This is a genomic window from Bradyrhizobium sp. SEMIA (assembly GCF_014844175.1).
Taxonomy (GTDB): Bacteria; Pseudomonadota; Alphaproteobacteria; order Rhizobiales; family Xanthobacteraceae; genus Bradyrhizobium; species Bradyrhizobium arachidis.
In genome coordinates this window covers 5,144,315-5,166,475 of record NZ_CP046601.1, presented here as the reverse complement: position 1 = coordinate 5,166,475, position 22,161 = coordinate 5,144,315, and the positions used below count along the sequence as shown (strand labels likewise).

General features: G+C 66.4%; 19 protein-coding genes and 3 pseudogenes. 15 read left to right on the top strand and 7 right to left on the bottom strand.

Annotation, left to right across the window (positions count from 1 at the left end; genetic code table 11):
- Positions 1–5 precede the first annotated feature (5 nt).
- The 9 genes and pseudogenes from scpA (at position 6) to FOM02_RS25090 (ending at position 9,789) form a co-directional block, all read left to right on the top strand.
- Positions 6–2,162, top strand: coding sequence for a methylmalonyl-CoA mutase (gene scpA / locus FOM02_RS25130; RefSeq protein ID WP_027558747.1), 2,157 nt, complete (start codon positions 6–8; stop codon positions 2,160–2,162).
- A gap of 100 nt (positions 2,163–2,262) precedes the next feature.
- On the top strand, positions 2,263–2,496 hold the full coding sequence (locus FOM02_RS25125; RefSeq protein WP_231164310.1) for a nucleotidyltransferase family protein: 234 nt from the start codon (positions 2,263–2,265) through the stop codon (positions 2,494–2,496).
- Positions 2,497–2,528: 32 nt separating this feature from the next.
- On the top strand, positions 2,529–3,302 hold the full coding sequence (locus tag FOM02_RS25120; protein ID WP_027558745.1) for an RsiV family protein: 774 nt from the start codon (positions 2,529–2,531) through the stop codon (positions 3,300–3,302).
- Between the two features lie 131 nt (positions 3,303–3,433).
- A complete protein-coding gene (locus FOM02_RS25115; RefSeq protein ID WP_027558744.1) occupies positions 3,434–4,426 on the top strand; it encodes a tripartite tricarboxylate transporter substrate binding protein in 993 nt (330 codons plus the stop codon).
- A 174-nt stretch (positions 4,427–4,600) separates the two neighbouring features.
- Entirely contained in the window at positions 4,601–5,092 is a 492-nt protein-coding gene (locus tag FOM02_RS25110) for a tripartite tricarboxylate transporter TctB family protein (RefSeq protein WP_027558743.1), read from the top strand.
- Positions 5,093–5,096: 4 nt separating this feature from the next.
- Positions 5,097–6,608 carry a tripartite tricarboxylate transporter permease gene (locus FOM02_RS25105; RefSeq protein ID WP_027558742.1) on the top strand — a complete coding sequence of 504 codons (1,512 nt, stop codon included), beginning with the start codon at positions 5,097–5,099 and terminating at the stop codon, positions 6,606–6,608.
- Between the two features lie 51 nt (positions 6,609–6,659).
- Positions 6,660–7,648 (top strand): annotated as a pseudogene (gene meaB / locus FOM02_RS25100) (methylmalonyl Co-A mutase-associated GTPase MeaB).
- Entirely contained in the window at positions 7,645–8,301 is a 657-nt protein-coding gene (locus tag FOM02_RS25095; protein WP_027558740.1) for a pyroglutamyl-peptidase I, read from the top strand. Before meaB ends, FOM02_RS25095 begins: the two are co-directional and overlap by 4 nt.
- Before the next feature lie 197 nt (positions 8,302–8,498).
- Positions 8,499–9,789: pseudogene (locus FOM02_RS25090) on the top strand (TIGR03808 family TAT-translocated repetitive protein).
- A gap of 122 nt (positions 9,790–9,911) precedes the next feature.
- Here the strand turns inward: FOM02_RS25090 and FOM02_RS25085 are convergent.
- From FOM02_RS25085 to FOM02_RS47175, 5 genes and pseudogenes are all read right to left on the bottom strand, one after another.
- On the bottom strand, positions 9,912–10,586 hold the full coding sequence (locus tag FOM02_RS25085) for a TIGR03809 family protein (protein ID WP_265440066.1): 675 nt from the start codon (positions 10,584–10,586) through the stop codon (positions 9,912–9,914).
- Between the two features lie 480 nt (positions 10,587–11,066).
- Positions 11,067–12,774: pseudogene (locus tag FOM02_RS25080) on the bottom strand (S8 family serine peptidase).
- 16 nt (positions 12,775–12,790) lie between these two features.
- Positions 12,791–13,480, bottom strand: coding sequence for a hypothetical protein (locus FOM02_RS25075; protein WP_027558736.1), 690 nt, complete (start codon positions 13,478–13,480; stop codon positions 12,791–12,793).
- On the bottom strand, positions 13,477–14,046 hold the full coding sequence (locus FOM02_RS25070; protein WP_027558735.1) for a sigma-70 family RNA polymerase sigma factor: 570 nt from the start codon (positions 14,044–14,046) through the stop codon (positions 13,477–13,479). The genes FOM02_RS25075 and FOM02_RS25070 overlap by 4 nt, the downstream gene beginning before the upstream one ends.
- A gap of 386 nt (positions 14,047–14,432) precedes the next feature.
- Positions 14,433–14,618: a hypothetical protein gene (locus FOM02_RS47175; RefSeq protein WP_265440065.1), complete on the bottom strand. Its 186-nt coding sequence runs from the start codon at positions 14,616–14,618 to the stop codon at positions 14,433–14,435.
- Here FOM02_RS47175 and FOM02_RS25060 point away from each other — a divergent pair.
- On the top strand, positions 14,604–15,641 hold the full coding sequence (locus FOM02_RS25060) for a GGDEF domain-containing protein (protein WP_265440064.1): 1,038 nt from the start codon (positions 14,604–14,606) through the stop codon (positions 15,639–15,641). The two genes, FOM02_RS47175 and FOM02_RS25060, sit on opposite strands and share 15 nt — an antisense overlap.
- 63 nt (positions 15,642–15,704) lie before the next feature.
- Positions 15,705–16,805, top strand: a complete 1,101-nt coding sequence (locus tag FOM02_RS25055) for a DUF2336 domain-containing protein (RefSeq protein ID WP_027558733.1) — start codon at positions 15,705–15,707, stop codon at positions 16,803–16,805.
- Between the two features lie 112 nt (positions 16,806–16,917).
- Here FOM02_RS25055 and FOM02_RS25050 read toward each other — a convergent pair whose 3' ends face one another.
- Both FOM02_RS25050 and FOM02_RS25045 read right to left on the bottom strand, forming a co-directional pair.
- Positions 16,918–17,556, bottom strand: coding sequence for an NrsF family protein (locus FOM02_RS25050; RefSeq protein WP_027558732.1), 639 nt, complete (start codon positions 17,554–17,556; stop codon positions 16,918–16,920).
- Between the two features lie 2 nt (positions 17,557–17,558).
- A complete protein-coding gene (locus FOM02_RS25045) occupies positions 17,559–18,104 on the bottom strand; it encodes a sigma-70 family RNA polymerase sigma factor (protein WP_265440063.1) in 546 nt (181 codons plus the stop codon).
- Between the two features lie 288 nt (positions 18,105–18,392).
- Between FOM02_RS25045 and FOM02_RS25040 the strand changes: the two genes are divergently transcribed.
- The 4 genes from FOM02_RS25040 to FOM02_RS25025 all read left to right on the top strand — a co-directional run bounded on the left by FOM02_RS25040 (position 18,393) and on the right by FOM02_RS25025 (position 22,155).
- A complete protein-coding gene (locus FOM02_RS25040) occupies positions 18,393–19,040 on the top strand; it encodes a hypothetical protein (RefSeq protein WP_027558731.1) in 648 nt (215 codons plus the stop codon).
- Between the two features lie 134 nt (positions 19,041–19,174).
- Positions 19,175–19,954 carry an enoyl-CoA hydratase gene (locus FOM02_RS25035; protein WP_027558730.1) on the top strand — a complete coding sequence of 260 codons (780 nt, stop codon included), beginning with the start codon at positions 19,175–19,177 and terminating at the stop codon, positions 19,952–19,954.
- Between the two features lie 190 nt (positions 19,955–20,144).
- On the top strand, positions 20,145–21,575 hold the full coding sequence (locus FOM02_RS25030; RefSeq protein WP_027558729.1) for a TolC family outer membrane protein: 1,431 nt from the start codon (positions 20,145–20,147) through the stop codon (positions 21,573–21,575).
- 22 nt (positions 21,576–21,597) lie between these two features.
- Positions 21,598–22,155, top strand: a complete 558-nt coding sequence (locus FOM02_RS25025) for a hypothetical protein (protein WP_027558728.1) — start codon at positions 21,598–21,600, stop codon at positions 22,153–22,155.
- Positions 22,156–22,161 lie beyond the last annotated feature (6 nt).

Genomic DNA, 22,161 nt, shown 5'->3' with positions numbered 1-22,161 from the left:
GAACCATGAGCCGCATTCCCAATTTCGCTGATGTTGCCTTCGAGCGCGCCGCCACCGCGGCGCCGTCAGGCACTGCCGAGCCGTGGCTGACGCCCGAGGGCATTCTGGTGAAGCCCGCTTATGGCGAGGCGGATCTCGCCGGGCTCGATTTCCTCGAGACCTATCCCGGTATCGCGCCCTATCTGCGCGGGCCCTACCCGACCATGTATGTCAACCAGCCCTGGACCGTCAGGCAATATGCCGGGTTCTCCACGGCGGAGGATTCCAACGCGTTCTACCGCCGCAATCTCGCGGCAGGCCAAAAGGGCCTTTCGGTCGCCTTCGATCTTGCCACCCATCGCGGCTATGACTCTGATCATCCGCGCGTTGGCGGCGACGTCGGCATGGCCGGTGTGGCCATCGATTCCATCTACGACATGCGCACGCTGTTTGCAGGGATTCCGCTCGACCAGATGAGCGTGTCCATGACCATGAACGGCGCGGTGCTGCCGATCCTCGCGCTCTATGTTGCGGCCGCCGCGGAACAGGGCGTGCCGCCGGAGAAGCTCTCAGGGACGATTCAGAATGACATTCTGAAAGAGTTCATGGTGCGCAACACCTATATCTATCCGCCCGCGCCCTCGATGCGGATCATCTCGGACATCTTCGCCTACACCTCGACGAGGATGCCGAAGTACAACTCGATCTCGATCTCCGGCTATCACATGCAGGAGGCTGGCGCGACGCAGGACCTCGAGCTCGCCTATACGCTCGCCGACGGCGTCGAATATCTACGCGCCGGCCTTGCCGCGGGTCTCGACGTCGACCGTTTCGCGCCGCGACTGTCGTTCTTCTGGGCGATCGGCATGAACTTCTTCATGGAAGTCGCCAAGCTGCGCGCCGCACGCCTGCTCTGGGCGAAGCTGCTGAAACCGTTCAATCCGAAGGACCCGCGCTCGCTGTCGCTGCGCACGCACAGCCAGACCTCGGGCTGGTCGCTGACCGCGCAGGACGTCTTCAACAACGTGATGCGCACGACGGTGGAGGCGATGGCGGCGACCCAAGGCCACACCCAATCGCTGCACACCAACGCGCTCGACGAAGCGCTGGCGCTGCCGACCGATTTCTCGGCACGCATCGCCCGCAACACCCAGCTGTTTTTGCAGCAGGAGAGCGGCACCACCCGCATCATCGATCCCTGGGGCGGCTCTTATTATGTCGAGCGGCTCACGCGCGATCTCGCCGCGAAAGCCTGGAGCCACATCCAGGAGGTCGAGGAACTCGGCGGCATGGCGAAAGCTATCGAAGCCGGCGTACCAAAACTGCGCATCGAGGAGGCCTCGGCCAAGACGCAGGCCCGGATCGACGCCGGCAAGCAGGCCGTGATCGGCGTCAACAAGTACAAGCCGACCGACGAGGACAGCATCGAGATCCTCAAGGTCGACAACACCAATGTCCGGCGCTTGCAGATCGACAAGCTGACGCGGCTGAAATCCGAGCGCAACCAGAAGGACGTCGATGCCGCGCTCGCGGCGCTGACGCGTTCGGCCGGCGAAGGCAACGGCAATCTGCTCGCGCTCGCGATCGACGCCGCGCGCGCCAAGGCAACCGTCGGCGAAATTTCGGACGCGATGGAAAAGGTGTTCGGCCGCCACCGCGCCGAGATCAAATCCATCACTGGCGTCTACAAGCGGGAGGCGTCCAGCATGGGCAACCAGGTCGAGAAGGTTCAGGCGCTGATCGATGCGTTCGAGGAGGCCGAAGGCCGCCGCCCGCGCATCCTGGTCGCCAAGATCGGCCAGGACGGCCATGACCGCGGCCAGAAGGTGATCGCGTCGGCCTTCGCCGACATCGGCTTCGACGTCGACATCGGGCCGCTGTTTGCCACCGCCGACGAGGCCGCGCGGCAAGCGGTCGAGAACGACGTCCACATCCTCGGCGTCTCCTCGCTCGCCGCAGCACACCTCACCGCCGTGCCGGAGCTCAAGGCCGCGCTGAAGAAGCAGGGCCGCGACGACATCATGATCATCGTCGGCGGCGTGGTGCCGCCGCAGGATTACGATGCGCTCTATGCCGCCGGCGCGGAAGCGATCTTCCCGCCCGGCACCGTCATCGCGGATGCGGCCGAGGAGCTGATCCGCAAGCTGAATGCCCGGCTCGGGCATAGCGAGGCGGCGGCGTAGATGATAGACTGGCCGGGTAACCGGCCAGGTTGTGTCCATGACACGAGACGAAATCGTCGCCGCGATACGCAGGAACGCTGATGCCATCAAAGGCAAGGGCGTGTCGAAGCTTGGCATCTTCGGCTCGCGGGCTCGCGATGAGTATTTGCCGGACAGCGACATCGACGTCCTGGTCGAGATTGAACCGGCGGTCGCTTTCTCGCTACTCAACCTGATCGATGTCGAGCAGATCATCGAGGAGGCGACCGGCTTGCAGGCGCAGGCAACCGTCCGGCGCTCCATCTCTCCCCACTTTGCGCGCCAGATAGCCGACGACTTCCTCGAAGTATTTTGACGCTCAGTTAGGGAGCACAATCCTTGAACTTCATGATCCGTTTGAGCGTCGCCGTGGCGCTTAGCGCAACGTGCGTGATATCCGCCCTCGCCGCCGACCCAAAGCCCGACGCTGTCGTCAAGAACAAGAGCATCGACGCCCGCGTTTTCCTCGACGACAAGATCAAGACCGATGCTGCGCTGGCGGCGGATTGCCTCGCCGAAGGTAGGAAGTGGCTCGACAAGAGCGCAGCGGAAGCTGCCGCGTCGCGCAAGGAGGATCCGCAATTCTTCAGGAATGGCGGCTGGGATTTCGAGCGCAAATATGCGATCCGCTCGATCGTTGCCGATCGTTATGTCAGCCTGCTGCGCAACGACTACATGGACACTCACGGCGCCCATCCCAACTCGGACGTGAACACGATCCTGTGGGACAAGGCCGAGGGCAAGCGCATCTCGATCCGTCCCTTCTTCACCGAGACCGCCGACAAGGGACCGACCATGAAGGCGATGGTGAAGGCCATCATCGCCTCGCTCAAAGTCGAGAAGAAGAAGCGCGACACCAGCGAGACCGCGACCGACGAATGGTTCAAGAGCGTGGAGCCGAGCCTGCTCAAGATCGGCGCGGTGACGCTCGCCCCTTCAACCGAGGCGGGCATGAGCTCCGGGCTCACCTTCCATTATCCGCCCTATGCGGTCGGCCCCTACGCCGAAGGCGAATATGTCGCATTCGTGCCGTGGGAGACCCTGAAGCCGTATCTCACCACGGAGGGCACCCGTATTTTCGGCGGCGAGCGGCCGAAGGGCGACGCGGAGGAGCCGCAGTGAGCATGTTTTGAGCAGCGCCACGTTGCTCACAACGCGCTGGTAGCGCTACCTTGCGGCGGCGCCGCAAAGCCGACTAGAATGCCGTCATTGACAAGAGCGCCCGAGTTTACGGGCGCCGCTGGGAGGCATTCATGTCCAAGATAACGCGCCGCACCTTTGCGGCTTCAAGCGCCGCAGTCGCGGCATCCGCCGCTTTCGGCTTCAAGCCCGCACTGGCGCAAGCCTATCCGGCACGGCCGGTCACCGTCATCGTGCCCTGGGGCGCGGGCGGCGGCACGGACGCAACCGCGCGCATCGTCGCAGCGCTGCTGGAAAAGGACCTCGGCCAGCCCTTCAACGTGGTCAACCGCACCGGCGGCTCCGGCGTGGTTGGCCATAGCGCGATCGCGACTGCGCAGCCCGACGGCTACACCATCGGCATGCTCACGGTCGAAATCTCGATGATGCACTGGCAGGGCCTTACCGATCTGACGCCCCGGAGCTACACCCCGCTGGCGCTGATGAACGAGGACCCGCCGGGCATCCAGGTATCGTCCTCCTCGCCCTACAAGACGGTGAAAGAGCTCGCCGAGGCGATCAAGGCGGCGCCTCCCGGCAAGTTCAAGGCGTCGGGCACCGGCCAGGGCGGCATCTGGCACCTGGCGCTGGTCGGCTGGATGCAGGCGATGGGCCTGCCCGCCAACCAGGTCGCCTGGGTGCCGTCGAACGGCGCAGCTCCCGCGATGCAGGACCTTGCCGCCGGCGGCCTCGACCTCACCACCTGCTCGGTGCCGGAGGCGCGCGCCATCATCGAGGCTGGCAAGGCCAGGAGCCTCGCCATCATGGCGCCGGCGCGCAACCCGATCTTCAAGGACGTGCCGACGCTGAAGGAGGCGATGGGCATCGACTACGCGACCGGCGCCTGGCGCGGCATCGGCGCGCCGAAGAACCTGCCGCCGGAGATCGCAACCAAGCTGACCGCAGCCCTGAAGAAGGTCTACGAGTCCGCCGAGTTCAAGGACTTCATGAGCAATCGCGGCTTCGGCACGGTGTGGGGCGATGCCGGCCAGTTCGCTGGCTTCATGGACAAGGGCGATGCCCAGATGGGCGAAGCCATGAAGGCGGCCGGCCTGAGCAAGGCGTGATTGCTCACCTCTCCCCGCTTGCGGGGAGAGGTCGAATTCGAGCTTTGCTCGAATTCGGGTGAGGGGGAGTCTCCGCGAATCCAACTCTCACCGTCCGCGCGGAAAGTCCCCTCACCCCGACCCTCTCCCCGTAAGAACGGGGAGAGGGAGAAGAAACCTCATAGGACTCCTCTCATGCGTCTTCCCGACTCCGTCACGGGATCGTTTCTCGTCGTGCTCGGCGCGGCTGCAGCCTATGGCGGCTACATCCTGCCACCGGTGCCGGGGCAGCCGGTCGGCCCCAACGTGTTTCCGCTCGTGATCGGCACCGGCCTCGCACTGTGCGGGCTCGCGATCGTGTTCGGCATCGGCCATTCCTTCGAGGAGGAGGAAGAGCTTGTCCCGCTCGAGGACGGACAGGCGGCCGCGCCGCCGCCCCAGAGCAAGCTCTATGGCCTGCGCGCCCTGCTGCCGCCGGCGCTGCTGCTGTTCTACGTCTTCGCCGCCGACCGGCTCGGCTTCATCATCACCGCGGCGATCATGGTCTACGTCACCTCCACCGCGCTCGGCGCGAAGTGGAAGCTGGCGTTGCCGCTCGCAGCACTGTCGCCCTTCGCCATCCACCTCATCTTCGGCAAGCTGCTGCGCGTGCCGCTTCCCGCCGGCCTGTTGCCGACGCCCTGGTGATCCCATGCTCAAGACCCTGATTGATGCTCTCGCGCTGATCTCCACCTGGGAGGTCATCATCGCGATGTTCGCCGCCTCCGTGTACGGGCTGGTGATCGGCTCGCTGCCCGGCCTGTCGGCGACGATGGCGACCGCCCTGCTCGTGCCCGTCACCTTCTATCTGTCGCCGATCGCGGCGATCGCGACCATCGTCGCGGCCTCCTCGATGGCGATCTTCTCCGGCGACATCCCCGGCGCGCTCTTGCGCATTCCCGGCACGCCGGCGTCCGCCGCCTATGCCGACGAGGCCTATGCCATGACGCGCAAGGGCCAAGCCGAGCTCGCGCTCGGGGCCGGCGTCTGGTTCTCCGCCGTCGGCGGCATCGCCGGCGTGCTGTCGCTGATGATCCTGGCGCCGCCGCTCGCCGAGATCGCGCTGTCGTTTTCGACCTTCGAATATTTCTGGCTGGCGCTGCTCGGCCTGATGTGCGCCACGCTGGTCGCGCGCTCCTCACCGGTGAAGGCGATCGCCGGCATGTTCCTCGGCCTGCTCGTCTCCTGCATCGGCATCGAGAATCCCGGCGGCGTCCCGCGCTTCACCTTCGGCATCACCGACCTGTTCGGCGGCATCGAGCCGATCCCGGCGCTGGTCGGCGTGTTCGCGGTGGCGCAGGTGATGCGCGCGATGCTGACGCCCGAGCCGCCGCCGCTGCCGCGGCGCAAATTCGGAAGCATCATGGCCGGGCAGTGGAAGCTGACCAAGAAGTACCATTGGCAGATGACGCGCGGGAACATCGTCGGCATCATCATCGGCGTGCTGCCCGGCGCCGGCGCCGACATGGCGGCGTGGGTCTCCTACGCGATGTCGAAGCGCTTCTCCAAGGAGAAGGAGAAATTCGGCACCGGCCATGTCGAGGGCCTGGTCGAGGCCGGCGCCAGCAACAATGCCAGCATCGCGTCGGGCTGGGTGCCCTCGCTGCTGTTCGGCATCCCCGGCGACACCATCGCCGCGATCGCGATCGGCGTGCTCTACATGAAGGGCCTCAATCCGGGTCCGACGCTGTTCACCGAGAAGGCGTCGAGCATGTACGCGATCTACCTCATGTTCATCATCGCGAACATCCTGATGATCCCGCTCGGCATCGCGATGATCCGTGTCGCTGCCTACATCCTGCTGGCGCCGCGCTCGACCGTGATGCCGATCATCATGCTGTGCTGCGCAGTCGGCTCGTTCGCGATCGGCAACAACATGTTCGGCGTCGTCACCGTCGCCGCCTTCGGCGTGATCGGCTATGTCATGGAGGCTAACGGCTATCCCGTCGCCGCCATGGTGCTCGGCATCGTCATGGGCACCATGGTCGAGCAGGCCTTCGTGACCTCGCTGATCAAGTCCGACGGCAGCATCCTGCCGTTCTTCGAACGGCCGGTCGCCGCCATCCTCGCCGCCATGGCGATCGGCGCGCTGCTGTGGCCGGTGATGGTGTGGGTGTGGCGCAAGGTGAAACCGATGCAGACGGCGGCGGCAACGACCCGGTGATATCGGGCGGGCGGCCCTCGCCTGCCCCGGCGGGGCGTTGTAAAGCAGGGCATGACTGAGAAGAAGGCCTCGCTCGACATCAAATCCCTCGCCCGCGACCTGCGCGCCGGCAGCCGCGCGGCGCTGGCGCGGGCGATCACACTGGTGGAAAGCCGGCGCGGCGATCATCAGCGCTGGCGCGCGAGCTGGTGCAGATGCTGCTGCCCGACACCGGCAAGGCGTTCCGCGTCGGCATTACGGGATCGCCGGGCGTCGGCAAGTCCACTACCATCGATGCGCTGGGGACCTATCTCATCGAGCAGGGCCACAAGGTCGCAGTGCTCGCGGTCGACCCGTCCTCGGCGCGCAGCGGCGGCTCGATCCTCGGCGACAAGACGCGGATGGCGCGGCTGTCGGCGTCAGACAATGCCTTCATCCGTCCCTCGCCATCCTCGGGCACGCTCGGCGGCGTCGCGGCCAAGACGCGCGAGGCGATGCTGCTGTGCGAGGCGGCCGGCTTCGGTGTCGTGCTGGTCGAAACGGTCGGCATCGGCCAGTCCGAGACCGCGGTCTGCGACATGACCGATTTCTTCCTGGCCCTGATGCTGCCCGGCGGCGGCGACGAGTTGCAGGGCATCAAGAAGGGCCTGGTCGAGCTCGCCGACATGATCGCCATCAACAAGGCCGACGGCGACAACCTCAAGCGCGCCAACATCACCGCCGCCGACTATCGCGGCGCGCTGCATATTCTAAGCCCCCGGTCCGAGCATTGGCATCCGCCCGTCGTCACCTATTCGGCGCTGGCCGGTACCGGCATCGCCGAGCTCTGGCAGAAGGTCCTGGATCACCGCAAGGCGATGAATGCGTCCGGCGATTTCGCGGCGCGGCGGCGCGACCAGCAGGTGAAGTGGATGTGGTCGATGCTGGAGCAGCGCATGCTGGCACGGCTGCGCAGCGAGGCGTCCGTGCGCACGAAGGTCCGGAAAATCGAGGCTGAAGTCGCCGATGGCCATCTCACGCCGGCGCTCGCCGCCGAGCAGATCTTGGAGTTGCTGCAATGAGCGAGAAGCTGCGCATTCTCCTGACCGGCTTCGGATCGTTTCCCGGCGCGCCCTATAACCCGACCCAGCCGCTGGTGGCACGACTGACGCAGCTGCGCCGGCCGGCGCTCGACGATGTCGCGATCGCGAGCCACATCTTCCCGGTCACCTACGTCGCGGTCGACCGGCAATTGCCGGAGGTGCTCGCAAGGGAAAAGCCGGACGCGCTGCTGATGTTCGGCCTCGCCGCGCGCACGCCCTATTTGCGCATCGAGACCCGCGCGCGCAACGCCGTCACCATGCTCTGGCCCGATGCCGCCAACACCCGCTCCAGCAAGCGTGGCATCGCCGGCCATGCCGACGCGATGATGTTCGGCCCGCACACTGCAAGGCTGCTGCGCGCCGCGCGCCTCACCGGCATCGACGCCCGTGCGTCACGCGATGCCGGCGCCTATCTCTGCAATTACCTGAGCTGGCGCGCGATTGAGAACGTGAAGGCCGGTGGGCCCGGGCTTGCGGCGTTCATCCATATCCCGCTGCTGGCGCGCAGTGGCGCCGTACGCCGCAAGGGCGCGCCGAGGATCACGCTGGAGGAGCTGGTGGATGCGGGGGAAGCGATGTTGATGGAATTGGTGGGATTGGCCCGGAAGCAGCGGAACACACCGGCTTCGTAGGGTGGGCAAAGGCGCGAAGCGCCGTGCCCACCATCTCGTTCCGTCTGCCATCAAGTCGTGGGCACGCTGCGCTTTGCCCACCCTACGGCACCTCATCTTGCGTAAACATTTAACCCTACCGCGAACAATCCCCACGGTTCGCGCCGCCCTGCGCTACCTAACCGCTGCGGACCCCCGCGTCCGCCGGAGGACGCGTCATGGACCTCAATCGCCGCCATCTCATCGGAGCTTCCACCGCCGGCATCGCCGGTGCGGGCCTGGCAGCAGCGAGGATCAGACGCGCGCGCTCCAGCGCGCCATCGATGAGGCCGCGCGGGCGCAGATGCCGCTGGCGCTGCCGCCGGGCGTCTATCGCACCGGGCTGCTGCGCTTGCCGAACGGCGCGCAACTGATCGGAGTGCGCGGCGCGACCAAGCTCGTCTTCACCGGCGGCGCATCGGCGATCCAGAGCGGCGGCTCCGATTCCATCGGGCTCACCGGCATCACCTTCGACGGCGGCAGCATTCCGCTGCCGACGCGACGCGGGCTGATCCACGTCCTTGGCGCGCGCGACGTCCGTATCACCGATTGCGAGATCACCGCCTCAGGAGGCAGCGGCATCTGGCTCGAGCAGGTCTCCGGCGACATCTCCGGCAACATCTTCACCAGCATCGCCGTGACCGCGGTGGTCTCGTTCGACGCGCGGGGCCTCAGCGTCTCCCGCAACACGATCCTCGGCACCAATGACAACGGCATCGAGATCCTGCGCACCGCGATCGGCGATGACGGCACGCTGGTCGCTGATAACCGCATCGAAGACATCAAGGCCGGGCCCGGCGGCTCCGGCCAGTACGGCAACGCCATCAACGCCTTCCGCGCCGGCAATGTGATCGTGCGCGGCAACCGCATCAAGAACTGCGACTACTCGGCGGTGCGCGGCAATTCGGCTTCCAACATCCACATAACCGGCAACAGCGTCAGCGACGTGCGCGAGGTCGCGCTCTATTCCGAGTTCGCGTTCGAGGCGGCCGTGATCGCCAACAATACCGTGGATGGCGCGGCCGTCGGCGTCTCTGTCTGCAATTTCAACGAGGGCGGCCGCATCGCGGTGGTCCAGGGCAACATCATTCGCAACCTGATCCCGAAGCGGCCGATCGGCACCGCGCCGGATGACGACGCCGGCGTCGGCATCTACATCGAGGCGGATTCATCGGTGACCGGCAACGTGATCGAGAACGCGCCGTCCTACGGCATCGTCGCCGGCTGGGGCAAATATCTGCGCGACGTCGCGATATCAGGCAATGTGATCCGCAGGGCGCTGGCCGGCGTCGGCGTCTCCGTGGTGCCGGGCGCCGGCACCGCGCTCGTCAACAACAACATGATCTCGGAAACCCCGCGCGCGCCGTGGTCGGCCTCGACCATGCCCGCGCGGTGACGTCGGACCTGTCAGCCGACGGCGCGCAGCGGTTCGCGCAGGTGGTGATCGGCGGGAACGCTGTGAGGCGGTAGGCGCGCGGTTGGCAGACGGGCCGTTCATCCTTCGAGGCTCCCCACGTGGCGCCTTGCGCCACGTGTCTCGCACCTCAGGATGACGGAGTTGGGGGACGCGGCGGTTCTCTTGAACCTTTGCGCTAGAACGCGTTCCGCAGCAGCGGGTATTTCGCTTGCAGGCCGTCGAGGCTGAAGGTGAACTCGACGACGCGCTCGGGGGCTGCGACGATTTCGGCGGCGGGCGGGGCGAACTGCGGCAGGAGCGCGGCCATTGCGGCAGGCTGGGCCAGCGGCGCCTTCACGGCCTCGGCAGGCGCGGTGAATGATGCGAACTTGGCAGCCGCCACGCGCGGCGAGACAGGAGCCTGCGGTACGAGCGGGGCTTCGGTGACTTCGGGGAGAACGTCCGGCTTGGGCGCGAGCCTGACCGGCGCGGCGGTCTCAGGCGCGATGTGGACGGCCTTGGGCTGCAGCGGCTTGTGCTGCAAAGGCTTGGGCTGCAAAGGCTTGGGCTGCATGGTCTGCGCCGCTTGCTCGCGCGGAAACACGCGGGGCATGGTCGCCGGCGACCAGCCGAAGGCGGGCGAGACGCTCGCAGCCGCCGCGGCAACGTCACCACCGGTTGCGAGCGCGCGCCAGGTCTGGACGGCGAGTTTGGCTTCCTGGATGTTTTCGAGGAATGCGATCTCGGAGTGGTAGCGACGCCAGCGTCCGGTCTCGAACATTTCGGAGAGGTGCTCCAGCCGCTGCTCGGCGAGAGTGCACCAGCGTGCCGCGATCTCGCGGCCGGCGGCCGCGCTTTGGCGATGTGTCATGAACCAGCCCGTCATGAGAAAAATACGGACGCGACGCAACGCACACGAATCAATTTAGACGCGACATGAATATTTTGTGGAAAAGTTTTGACTTGTCCAGCAACGACACGCCGTTCGTCATGAAAGTCCGTAGTCGTGCGGAGAATTGCTGTGATTTCGAGTCAAGCTTCGCACAAGCATGACGGCGTTGCGGCGTGCCGGTCGGCCGACGAGATGAACGCACGCGCCGTCCTTCAACCGCAAGCTGAATGGATCCGACGCCTCAAAGAAACAGACCCCCAAAAAGAAAAGACCCGTCCGGGGGGACAACCGGACGGGTCGAGCCATATGGGCGCTTGGGGTGGATGGGCGCTCGCGCCTGATATGACTGATGGGGAGGGATGACCGCTCCCACATATTTTGGTCGTGGCAGCTGGCTGAACGTTCAATCCGGTGTTCGATTTTTTAACCTTTGGCGGGCGCGCAATGTTGTCGCAGCCACTATCGCGTCGCCGGCCTATCCGCCTGAGAAACCGTGGCTTTATCGGCCGCGCTCGACAGCGAGGGCTGCTCGATCGCGCGAATGCCCGGCTCATCGCGACGTGGCTGCGCATCTTCACGTTTTGTTGTACCGGACGCCGCCGCAACCGGCGTCGCGTTGTCGGCGGGAACAGCGGTAACCGCGGCAAACGCATCGGCCTCGCCGTCGCCGAACAGATCATCACGTCCGGGTGAACCAAGGTCACGCGCGGTCTTCGCAAGCGTCATGCGCAGCGCTTCCGGCTTCAGCGTGTAGTTGCGTTCGAGCAGCAGCGCCGCGACGCCGGAGACATAGGCCGCCGAGAACGAGGTGCCCGACGTCATCTGGTATTTGCCGTCGGGCGCCGGCAGGAAGATGTCGACGCCGGGCGCCGCCAGCGCGATGTAATTGCCGCGGTTGGACGCGGAGAACAGCTTGTCCTGCTGGTCGGTGGCGCTGACCGCGATCACGTTGGGATTGGCGGCGGGATAGAGCGGCGGTGATTTCGCGCCGGCATTGCCGGCGGCCGCGATCAGCTACGAGGCCGCGCGCGGCGGTCGCGGCAATGGCGCGCTCGATCACCGCGTCCTTCGGGCCGGCAAAGCTCATATTGACGATCTGCGCGCCGTGCTCGGCGGCGTAGTTCAGCGAGCGCAGGATGATGTAGGACGAGCTCTCCGCACCGCCGCCGGTGCCGCCGAAGGCGCGGATCGCGATGATGCGCGCCTCGGGCGCGCTGCCCATCAGCTTGGCGTGCGCCACGATGGCGCCGGCAATGCCGGTGCCGTGGATGTGCGGGCCCTCGGCGCTGCCGAGCGCATCGAAATTGTCGGCGATGGAATTGGCGAGCTCGGGATGCCTTGCGTCGATGCCGGAATCGATCACGGCAATGGTCACGTTGGCGCCATGCACCAGCGTATGCGCCTGCGGCAGGCGGAGCTTTGCCAGGGCATATTGCGCAGGATCGCCTTCGGTCGGCGTCGCCGGCTTCTGGTCCTGAAGCACGTAGCGGAAGTTCGGCTGCACCGAGCGCACGCTGCCGTCCGCGGCGAACTCGCGCCGCACCGTCTCGAACGGGCGGCCATCGGTGATGCGGAACAGGCCGAACGTCGCGCCGATCAGCGGGAAGTTTTCGGAGGAAACGCGCGCAAGGCCATGGCGGCGCGCCAGCTCGTCGGCTTCGGTCGGCGTCAGCGCACCGTCGATCTCGGCGACGAATTCGCCTGCGAAGCTGCGCAGGTTCGCAGCCACCGGCGTATTGTTGCCGCGCCCCTTGGCGGCGGTCTTCTTGCCCGACTTGCCAGTCCCCTCGCCGCCCGCGTTCGGCTGCCCCAGGCACTCGCCGTCGGCGTCGCGATAGGGTGCGGAGCAGGCGGGATAGAGGTTCGGGGAGTAGCGGGCATAGGGCATCACCGGGGTCGGCCCTATCCGCGCCGAGAGCCGCGGCGTCGCAATCGCACGCGGACTGCGGTCGACCGCGACCACGCGCGCAGCGACGCCCGGGTTCACGCGTGCGGCGACGTTTGGAGAGATGGTCGGCGTGCGCGAGGGCACGCTGATCGTCGGCGTGCGCATGATCGCCTGCGCCTCTGCGACCTCGACGCCGAGACAGGCGGCGAGCAGCAGCGCGGCACCGGCCGATGAAGCGTAAGCCCCGGCGCGCATCCTACTCTTGGACTTGCCTGTCATCGGTCAAGAGGCGCGCTTAAGGCGCCGCCACGGCGAGATTGACGAACTTCTCGCGCGACATCCTGGCGAGCAGCGCGGCGAGCTCGTCCTGGCTCATCGCCTTGTCGAATTGGAGGCGGAACATGCCGCCCTTGGCATCACCGATGATCGAGGCCTGGTAGCTGTCGAGCAGCGCGGTGATGTCGGCGACGCGCGCCTCGGGCGTGAAGCGCACCAGCGCCCGCGCCGGTGCAGCTCCGAGCTCGCGCGTGATCGGCGCGCCGATCGAGAGCGACGCGGTCTGGTAGGTCGCGGTCTGGGTCTTCATCAGCACGGCACCGATGATGCCGGCCTGCAGCAGCAGCGCGATGGCGCCGAGGCTCGCCGACCAGGCCAGCGTGCGCGGCGACAGGCTCGCAAAGAAGGTCGAGATGCGCGTGGAGAGCGGCAACGGCGTGGCTGCCCGCGCCGGCTCGGCGTCGATCGCGGCAAACAGCTTCTGCATCGCGCGCGCCGACGGAGCCCCCAGGCTCTCGTTCAGATGGATGGTCTCTTCATACTCGCCGCGGATCGCGGCATACTGCTTGGCCAGTTCGGGATCGCGCGCCAGCGCTTCCTCGACGCGGCGGGCGTCGCGCGCGTTCAGCGTGCCGGCGGCGTGCCAGGGCAGCAGCAGTTCAATCTCACTGGGCTCTTGCTCCAGCATCTTCTTGCTCAATGCCATCATGGCCAGCCTCGCTCAACGCCGGCTGCCTTCAGCAGTTCGGCCAGTTTCTTGCGCGCGTAGAACAGGCGCGTCTTCACAGTGTTCTCCGGAATGCCGACGATTTCGGCCACCTCTTCCACGGACTTCTCGTGGTAGTAGACAAGATCGACGATTTCCCGGTGTTCCGGCGAGAGGCCCGTCAGACACTCCCGCAACGCTTCACTGGTATCCTTCTTCTGCACCACCGTTTCCGGATCATCGGACGAATCCTCGATCGCGTTCGCGGCGTCTTCGTCCAACTCAAAATCCTTCCTGCGCCGGAGCGCCGAAAGGGCCTTGAATCGGGTGATTGCCAGCAGCCAGGTTGAAACGGCGGATCGGCCCTCGAACTTGCCGGCTTGACGCCAGACGTCGAGAAAAACCTCGCTGATGAGGTCTTCTGCCGCCTGCTCGTCCCGCACGAGCCTCAGCCCGAACCTGTAGACCCTGACATGGTGCCGCCCGTACAGCACCTGCATGGCGAGCCGGTCACCTTGGGCGATCCTGGCGATCAGGACCTCGTCCGAAGCCGCCTGTGTCACGCTCAAAGCCCGTCTCGCAAAGTTGGTCGGGTCGATACGGCGGACGGTTCGACGGGAGAAGCGAAATTCTTCAGCGTACCGCAGTCGTACGGGGGCCTGTGTGATTTACCCCACATACGTGCATTTTTCTCGTCCCACCTGCGGCGGTTGGCCGTCTCGATCGATGTAGGTAACATATTACTGAAACACTTTCCTGCGGGGTGTCTGCCCGGCACGGGCGGGCCGACCAATTCCGGTTCCATAGCAGTCCTGCACGACGTATGTCTCACGAACCCCCGCCTTGGCTCGACCGCATCGCAAACGATGCCTAATCGCCGGCAAATTCTCCTGCCGGCTAACACCATGCTGTTCTGCGCTGCACGGTTCGGATTCGGTTTCAAAGGATACCAAACCTAAAGGCTTGCCACGTAGATTTTTGGGCTGAACTCCACCACTGGCGGGACCATGAGCACGGCCGCGACGTCCTTTCCGGAGAGGATGCCGCTGAGGCCGCGGATCTCGTCCTCGCGCCTGAGGCGGCCGCGCCCGTGGTGCTGGCGCGCAGGGCCCGGCAGCGACGCCAGATGTATATCGGCCAAGTCGTGAGCTACTCGCTCGGCGCCTCGGTTCTGCTGCTCTACGCCTATGACGGCGCGACCTCGGTCGACGTTGCCTCGCTGTTCTGGTTCGGCGGCCTCCTGATCATCGGCTCGTTCGCCGTGCTGTCGGAGGCAGGCGTCGGTGACAGGTTCACCGACCACTATCTCACCGTGTTCCAGATCTCGGCGCACATGGCGCTGCAATTCGTGTTCCTGGTGTCGGTGCCGACCATCGGCGTCGCCTTCATCAGCGTGCTGTTCCTGATCTTCGCCTTCGGCACGCTGCGCATGACCTCGGCCCAGGCGATGCTGACCTGGGCGATCGCGACCAGCGGCCTTGCCGCCGTTTTCCTCGCCTCCGACCTGCCGATCGGCATGCCGGTTGCGACACGGCTGCAGCGCACTGCCTCGATGCTCTGCTTCGTGCTGGTGATCGGCCAGTGCGCCTTCCTCGGCCTGTTCGGCGCCACGCTGCGCAAGATCCTGTATCGGCGCAGCATCGAGCTGAAGGATGCGTATCGCCGCATCGAGGAGCTCGCCGAGCTCGACGAGCTCACCGGCTCCTACAACCGCCGCTGCATCATGCGGCTGCTCGACGCCGAGATCGAAAAGTCGCGGCAGACGTCCGCGCCTTGCGCGATCGCGCTGATCGATCTCGACTGGTTCAAGCGCATCAACGACGCCCACGGCCATCCCGTCGGCGACGAGGTGCTGCGCACCTTCGCCATCACCATTTTCGCCAACATCCGCCCGGCCGACAGTTTTGGCCGCTACGGCGGCGAGGAATTCTTGCTGCTGCTGCCCGACACCGAAGCCGATGCGGCCGCGCGCATGCTGGAGCGGCTGCGCGGCATCGTCGCCGATCTCGACTGGAGCGCGTTCTCGCCGGGCTTGCGGGTGACGATTTCCGCGGGCGTTGTGACGCTGCGCGACGTTGATACTGCCGACACATTTCTCGCGCGCGCCGACAGCGCGCTCTATTCCGCCAAGGCGCAAGGGCGCAACCGAATTGCAACGAGCTGACCAATCCATTTTCTCCGGGTGCGACAGAAGCCGCCGCCGGACCCAACGCTCCAGGAAAGGGCAATGAGATCCAAACACGCCAAACCATCCGACAACCTGCTGGACGAATTGCAGGCCGCGCTCTCGCACGGCACCGTCGCGCGCCGGGTCGAGACGCTGCGCCGCGTCACCGATCTCTTCGTAGGCAACGCGGTGGACTATTCCGACGAGCATGTCCGCGTGTTCGACGACGTGTTCCAGTGCCTGATCGAGCAGATCGAGACGTCGGCGAGAGCGCTGCTCGCCGAGCGCCTTGCGCCGATCGCGGCGGCACCGCCAAAGATCATCCGCACGCTCGCGCTCGACGAGGTCATCGAGGTCGCCGGCCCCGTGCTGTCGAAATCGGAACGGCTCGACGAGACCACCTTGCTCGAGATCGCGCGCACCAGGGGCCAGGCGCATCTCAAGGCGATCTCGCTCCGTCGCGTGCTGTCGGAAGCGTTGACCGACCTGCTGGTGACGCGCGGCAACGACGACGTGGTGCAGTCGACCGTCAGCAATCCCGGCGCCCAGCTTTCCGAGGGAAGCTTCTCCGACCTCGTCACCCGCGCCGAGCGCGACGACGAGCTCGCCACTTGCATCGGCCTGCGGCCCGATCTGCCGCGCCATCATTATCTGAGGCTGGTCGCGAAAGCCTCCCTGAGCGTGCGCAGGAAACTGGAGGCCGCGCATCCTGGGCTTGCGGACGAAGTCTCGAGCGTGGTCCAGGAAGCGGCCCAGCGGGTCCGTGCGGCCGCCATGACGAGGCAGACGGAGATGGCGCGCGCGCTGGTGAAGTCGCTGCATGCGGACGGCCGCCTCAACGAATTCCAGGTCACCACCTTCGCCGAGCAGGGCAAGTTCGACGAAACCAATGCCGGGCTCGCCGCGCTCGCGGGCGTCGCGGTCGAGACCGCCGAAAACATGATGATCGAGAGCCGCACCGAGGGCGTGATGATCCTCGCCAAGGTCGCGGGCATGTCCTGGTCGAGCGTGCGCGCCATCATCGCCATGCGCGAGAAGCTCTCCGGCGGCTCGCAGACCGACATGCTGATGCTGCGCGACACCTACGAGGCGCTGCGCTCATCGACAGCGCAGCAGGTGCTGCGCTTCCACCGCATGCAGGGCACGACGCCGGCGGTGTGAAGCCGTTGGGACTAAAGCGCGATGAGATTGGGCTCAATCGTCATCGCGCTTCAGCTCCTTGTTTGCGCGTGATCCTTTCGGAAAACCGCTGCGCACTTTTCCGGATCATGCACTAGTACCGCAAGACTTTTGAGCCGATGACGGCGCCGATCGCGGTCACGAGCGCCGTTGCGATCGTGTACCAGGTCGCGACGAACATCGGCGAGTCGTCGGTGCAGTGCGAGGCATAGAGCGTCGCGGCAAGGCCCGCCGATACCAGGCCGGCGAGCGCACCGGCGAGCGCCGGATGCGACGGCGCGCCGTGGCGCAGGCCGAACAGTGCGCCCGCAAGCAGCGGCAGCGACATCGCGGGGATCGCAACCAGGCACACCCTGGAGTTCTTGCCCATCATGCGCATCGTCATCGGCATTGCCGGCGCCATCATCATCTCGCCGCCGATCGCGACCGCGAGCAGCCCGACGGGAAGCAGCAGCAGCCAGCCCCAGCCGCGCATCAAGGCCTCGGGCCGCGACAGATGCAGGCTGACGATGATCGCGGGGATCGCGAGCGACAGCGTGACCGCGAACTTCATGTCGAAGAACGGATTGTGCATGGCCGTCATGACGTCGGGCCGCACGCCGAGGAACGTCGCGAAGATCAGGATCGACAACGGCGCGGCCACCAGCAGCGCCATGGTCAGCACGGCGCCGACGCGCGGCGCGCGATGGGCATTGTCGGCCGCGAGCGTGCGAATGAGTTGATCGGTATCCATGACTAATGGTCTCGCAGTTTGGCAGTCAGCGCCGCAAGTCCGCGATGCAGCGCGACCCGCACCGCACCTTCGCTCATCGAAAATTTCGCCGCCGTGTCCTTGATCGAGGCGGCCTCGACCGCGATCGACTGCAATACGTCGCGCTGACGCTGCGGCAGCGTGCCAAGCTGCGCTGCGACCTCGCCCGCCGACGCCGTTTCCTGCGGCGCCTCGCCCGGCAAGGTCTCGGCGAAATCGTCGATGTTGACGAAGACGCGCTTGCCGCGCCGGCGCAGCGTGTCGATCAGCTTGTTGCGGCCGATCGCGAACAGCCAGGGCGCGAAGGGGGCTTCGCTGTCCCAGGTGTGCCGCTTCAGATGCACCGCCAACAGAATCTCCTGCACGATATCCTCGGCCTGGTCGGGGGGCTGCCCGGCCCGCGCCAGGCCCCCCCTCGCGGCGGCGCGCAGCACCGGCGTGACCGCCTTCAACAGGCGATGATACGCCGCATCATCGCCAGCCATGGCCGACCGCATCAGGTCGGTCCATTCGTCCTCACGTCCGCGCACGCGCGCCCTCACCATGCAATTCGGCCGCTCTTTCAATTTGTTACGCGGGCGTCAGCTAGATCACGAATTCGTGATATGTGCCGGGCTGCGTTGCCGAAAGGGCCGAAAAAGTCTGCGACGGCTCATAACACCGATCGGCCCGTCCCGCATCCAGCGGCCGGCCGCGAGGAACCGGATTGCCCCGTTTTCGCCCGGTGTAGCCCGAAGATTCCCATTTTCCGCCCCGCTGTGGTCACGCCCCGGCGTCTCTGTTCGGTCCGGGATGGGTGGATTGGGGAGATCGTCAACATGATGAAAACCAGCGGGCGCGCTGCCCTGATTCTTCTGGCCGGGCTTTTCCTGCTGTTCGGAGGCGTTGCGCAGGCAGCACCGAGCGCGGCCGCGGACAGCAAATCGGACAGCGCCGGCAAACAGGCCGACGCGGACAAGCCAAGCAAGCACCGCCGCCACTCTTCTCGCCGCAGCAGCAGCAAGACGGCGGAGAAGTCCTCCGACGACAAGGCCGCTGCGACGAAGACCGACGAGGTCAAGGCCAGCAGGGACGCGCCTGCATCCAGCCAGATGCCGCCGGAAGTCGCCAACGCCCGTGCGCAGCTTGCCGCCGCCGACACGCCGACGGCAGCCGCAGCCACCGCGATGACGGGCCGCGCCAACGACAACGTCCAGGCCGCGGCCGACACTCCGGCCGGCTCGGACGCCGAGAGCCAGGTCGTCGCACCCGACCAGCTCAACGATCTCGACCGCGCCCTGCCGCAGGACAACCCGCCGGCGCAGAAGGCGGTGATCGCCGCAACCGACGCGCAGCCGCGGCCGGCGCCGGTAATGGCGAGCCAGCAGAGCTCGGCCTGGGACCAGAGCTCCCTGATCGGCAAGATCTTCATCGGCGTCGGCACGCTGCTGACACTGGCCTCCGCCGCGCGCATGTTCATGGCTTAAGAAGAACCTCCACGCCCGGGACGCGCATCTTGCGGCGTGTTCCGGGCGACCTTTGTTCCGGCGGCCTTTGGGCCCCTTGAAGGCATCCGCGCCAGCGGGCACATTGCCCGCCCAATCAAACGCGTGGGTGGAGCATGAGCACGTTCGAACACATCATCGTCGAAAGCCAGGGTGCGGTCGGTATCATCAAGCTGAACCGGCCGAAAATGCTCAACGCGCTCTCCTTCGGCGTCTTCCGCGAGATTGCCGCGGCCGTCGACGATCTCGAGGCCGATGACGCCATCGGCTGCATCGTCGTGACCGGCAGCGAAAAGGCCTTTGCCGCCGGCGCCGACATCAAGGAGATGCAGCCGAAGGGCTTCATCGACATGTTCTCGGAAGATTTCGCCGCGATCGGCGGCGACCGCGTCGCGCGCTGCCGCAAGCCGACCATCGCCGCCGTCGCAGGCTATGCACTCGGCGGCGGCTGCGAGCTCGCCATGATGTGCGACATCATCATCGCCGCCGACACCGCCAAATTCGGTCAGCCCGAAATCACGCTCGGCACCATTCCCGGCATCGGCGGCACCCAGCGCCTGACCCGCGCCATCGGCAAGTCCAAGGCGATGGATCTCTGCCTCACCGGCCGCATGATGGATGCGGCGGAAGCCGAGCGCTCAGGCCTCGTCAGCCGTATCGTGCCAGCCGACAAGCTGATGGACGAAGTCATGGCCGCCGCCGAGAAGATCGCCGCGATGTCGCGGCCTGCCGCCGCGATGGCCAAGGAAGCGGTGAACCGCGCCCTCGAGACCACGCTCGCCGAAGGCATGAGCGTCGAGCGCAACCTGTTCCACGCGACCTTCGCGCTGGAGGACCGCGCCGAGGGCATGGCCGCGTTCATCGAGAAGCGCAAGCCGGTGAACAAGAACCGGTAGGCGCAAGCCGACGGTCAGGCTGGTGTAAGGCTCTGATGCTGATCCGCAAAAATGCTGTGACTCGCCGGCAACAAGCACGGAATAGATGGGGGTTTTCCCCGCGGCAGTTTGCCTGCGGGACCTCGGCTGGTTAAACAGTTAAGAGGGCCGCCGTCGGCGGGGGGCGGACAGCCGGGGTTTGCGGGATTTCATGATTGGGCGTGCCGCTAGAGCTGGTCGCGTGATGACGCAGCATCGATCGGGCGTGGGGCCTGTGCTTGCGACATGGACCGCGCTGGCGCTCTGTTGCGCCCTGCCCGCTGCTGCGTCGGCGGAAGCCCTGCCGGAGGCATTGGCGAAAGCCTACCAGACCAACCCGCAGCTCAATGCCGAGCGCGCGCGCCAGCGCGCGACCGACGAGAACGTGCCGCAGGCGCTGGCCGGCTACCGGCCGCAAATCGTGGCGAGCCTCAGCGCCGGCCTGCAATCGGTGCGCAACCTTTTGCCCGACAACACCATCCAGACCGCGAACCTGAAGCCGTGGGTGATTGGCGTCACCGTGACGCAGACCCTGTTCAACGGCTTCCGCACGGCCAACAACGTGCGCGCCGCCGAGCTCCAGGTGCAGTCGGGCCGCGAGGCGCTGCGCAATGTCGGCCAGGGCGTGCTGCTCGACGCGGTCACCGCCTACACCAACGTGCTCGCCAACCAGTCGCTGGTCGAGGCGCAGCGCTCCAACGTCGCCTTCCTGCGCGAGACGCTCGCGGTCACCCAGCGCCGCCTCAACGCCGGCGACGTCACGCCGACGGATACCGCGCAGGCCGAAGCCCGTCTCAACCGCGGCCTTGCCGATCTCAACGCCGCCGAAGTCGCGCTCGCGGTCAGCCAGGCAACCTATGCGCAGGTGATCGGCAATCCCCCGTCGCAGCTTCGAGCCGCCGAGGTCGTCGACCGTTATCTGCCGAAGAGCCGCGAGGACGCCATGACGATGGCGATTCGTCAGCATCCGGCGGTGATGGCCGCAGGCTTCGACGTCGATGTCGCCTCGACCAATATCCGCGTCGCCGAGGGCGCGCTGCTGCCGAGCGCCAGCGTCCAGGGCAGCGCCAGCAAAAGCCGCAACAACGACCCGACGCTCGGCACCTTCGCCGAGGACCAGGCCTCGATCGTCGCCAGCGTCACCGCGCCGATCTATGACGGCGGCCAGGCCGCCTCGCAGACCCGGCAGGCCAAGGAGGTCTCGGCGCAGAGCCGGCTCGTGCTCGACCAAGTCCGCAACCAGGCGCGCACCGCCGCCGTCAGCGCATGGGTCGCGAACGAAGGCGCCAAGATCGCGGTCTCGGCCTCGGAGTCCGAGGTGAAGGCGGCAACCGTCGCGCTCCAGGGCGTGCAGCGCGAAGCCGCCGGCGGACAGCGCACGACGGTCGACGTCTTGAACTCGCAGGCCGACCTGATCCAGGCCAAGGCCCGCCTGATCGGCGCGCTGCGCGACCGCGTGATCGCCTCCTACACCCTGCTCAGCGCCGTCGGCCATCTCGACGTCAAGACCTTGAGCCTGAACACGCCGGATTATTTGCCGGAGGTGCACTACCAGCAGGTCCGCGACGCCTGGCACGGCCTGCGCACGCCGTCGGGGCAGTAATCTCAATCTTCTCGCGGGTGCCATGAACAGCCGCCGCATCCATCTGATGGGAGCTTCGGGGTCCGGCGTGACGACGCTCGGTCGCGCTCTTGCGGGCCGGCTTGCGCTGCCGCATCACGACAGCGACGACTATTTCTGGCTGCCGACCGTGCCGCCTTATCAGACGACGCGCCCGGTCGCCGAGCGCCTGCGCCTGATGCGCGAGATGTTCCTGCCGCGTCTCGATTGGGTGCTGAGCGGATCGATCACCGGCTGGGCCGAGGAGCTCGTCTCGTACTTCGACCTCGTCGTCTTCGTGACCACGCCGCGCGAGATCCGGCTGAAGCGATTGCGCGCCCGCGAGGCCGCTCATTTCGGCACTGATGCCGTCGCGCCGGGCGGCTGGCGCCATGCCGAGACCGAAGACTTCGTCGAATGGGCCTCGCACTACGAAGCCGGTGATCGCGAAGGCCGCAATCTTGCAAAGCATGAAGCGTGGCTCTCCGGCCTGTCCTGCCCTGTCGTGCGCGTTGACGGCTCACGCCCGCTTGCGGACCTCGTCGAGCAGCTATGCAGCGAAGCGGAGCGGCTGCCGGACTGATGTGAT

Excerpts from the sequence above, each read along its gene's own strand:
- scpA (WP_027558747.1), top strand. The coding sequence starts at position 6 with ATGAGCCGCATTCCCAATTTCGCTGATGTTGCCTTCGAGCGCGCCGCC.
- FOM02_RS25120 (WP_027558745.1), top strand. The coding sequence starts at position 2,529 with ATGATCCGTTTGAGCGTCGCCGTGGCGCTTAGCGCAACGTGCGTGATA.
- FOM02_RS25115 (WP_027558744.1), top strand. The coding sequence starts at position 3,434 with ATGTCCAAGATAACGCGCCGCACCTTTGCGGCTTCAAGCGCCGCAGTC.
- FOM02_RS25110 (WP_027558743.1), top strand. The coding sequence starts at position 4,601 with ATGCGTCTTCCCGACTCCGTCACGGGATCGTTTCTCGTCGTGCTCGGC.
- FOM02_RS25105 (WP_027558742.1), top strand. The coding sequence starts at position 5,097 with ATGCTCAAGACCCTGATTGATGCTCTCGCGCTGATCTCCACCTGGGAG.
- FOM02_RS25095 (WP_027558740.1), top strand. The coding sequence starts at position 7,645 with ATGAGCGAGAAGCTGCGCATTCTCCTGACCGGCTTCGGATCGTTTCCC.
- FOM02_RS25085 (WP_265440066.1), bottom strand. The coding sequence starts at position 10,586 with ATGACACATCGCCAAAGCGCGGCCGCCGGCCGCGAGATCGCGGCACGC.
- FOM02_RS25075 (WP_027558736.1), bottom strand. The coding sequence starts at position 13,480 with ATGATGGCATTGAGCAAGAAGATGCTGGAGCAAGAGCCCAGTGAGATT.
- FOM02_RS25060 (WP_265440064.1), top strand. The coding sequence starts at position 14,604 with ATGTATATCGGCCAAGTCGTGAGCTACTCGCTCGGCGCCTCGGTTCTG.
- FOM02_RS25055 (WP_027558733.1), top strand. The coding sequence starts at position 15,705 with ATGAGATCCAAACACGCCAAACCATCCGACAACCTGCTGGACGAATTG.
- FOM02_RS25050 (WP_027558732.1), bottom strand. The coding sequence starts at position 17,556 with ATGGATACCGATCAACTCATTCGCACGCTCGCGGCCGACAATGCCCAT.
- FOM02_RS25040 (WP_027558731.1), top strand. The coding sequence starts at position 18,393 with ATGATGAAAACCAGCGGGCGCGCTGCCCTGATTCTTCTGGCCGGGCTT.
- FOM02_RS25035 (WP_027558730.1), top strand. The coding sequence starts at position 19,175 with ATGAGCACGTTCGAACACATCATCGTCGAAAGCCAGGGTGCGGTCGGT.
- FOM02_RS25030 (WP_027558729.1), top strand. The coding sequence starts at position 20,145 with ATGATTGGGCGTGCCGCTAGAGCTGGTCGCGTGATGACGCAGCATCGA.
- FOM02_RS25025 (WP_027558728.1), top strand. The coding sequence starts at position 21,598 with ATGAACAGCCGCCGCATCCATCTGATGGGAGCTTCGGGGTCCGGCGTG.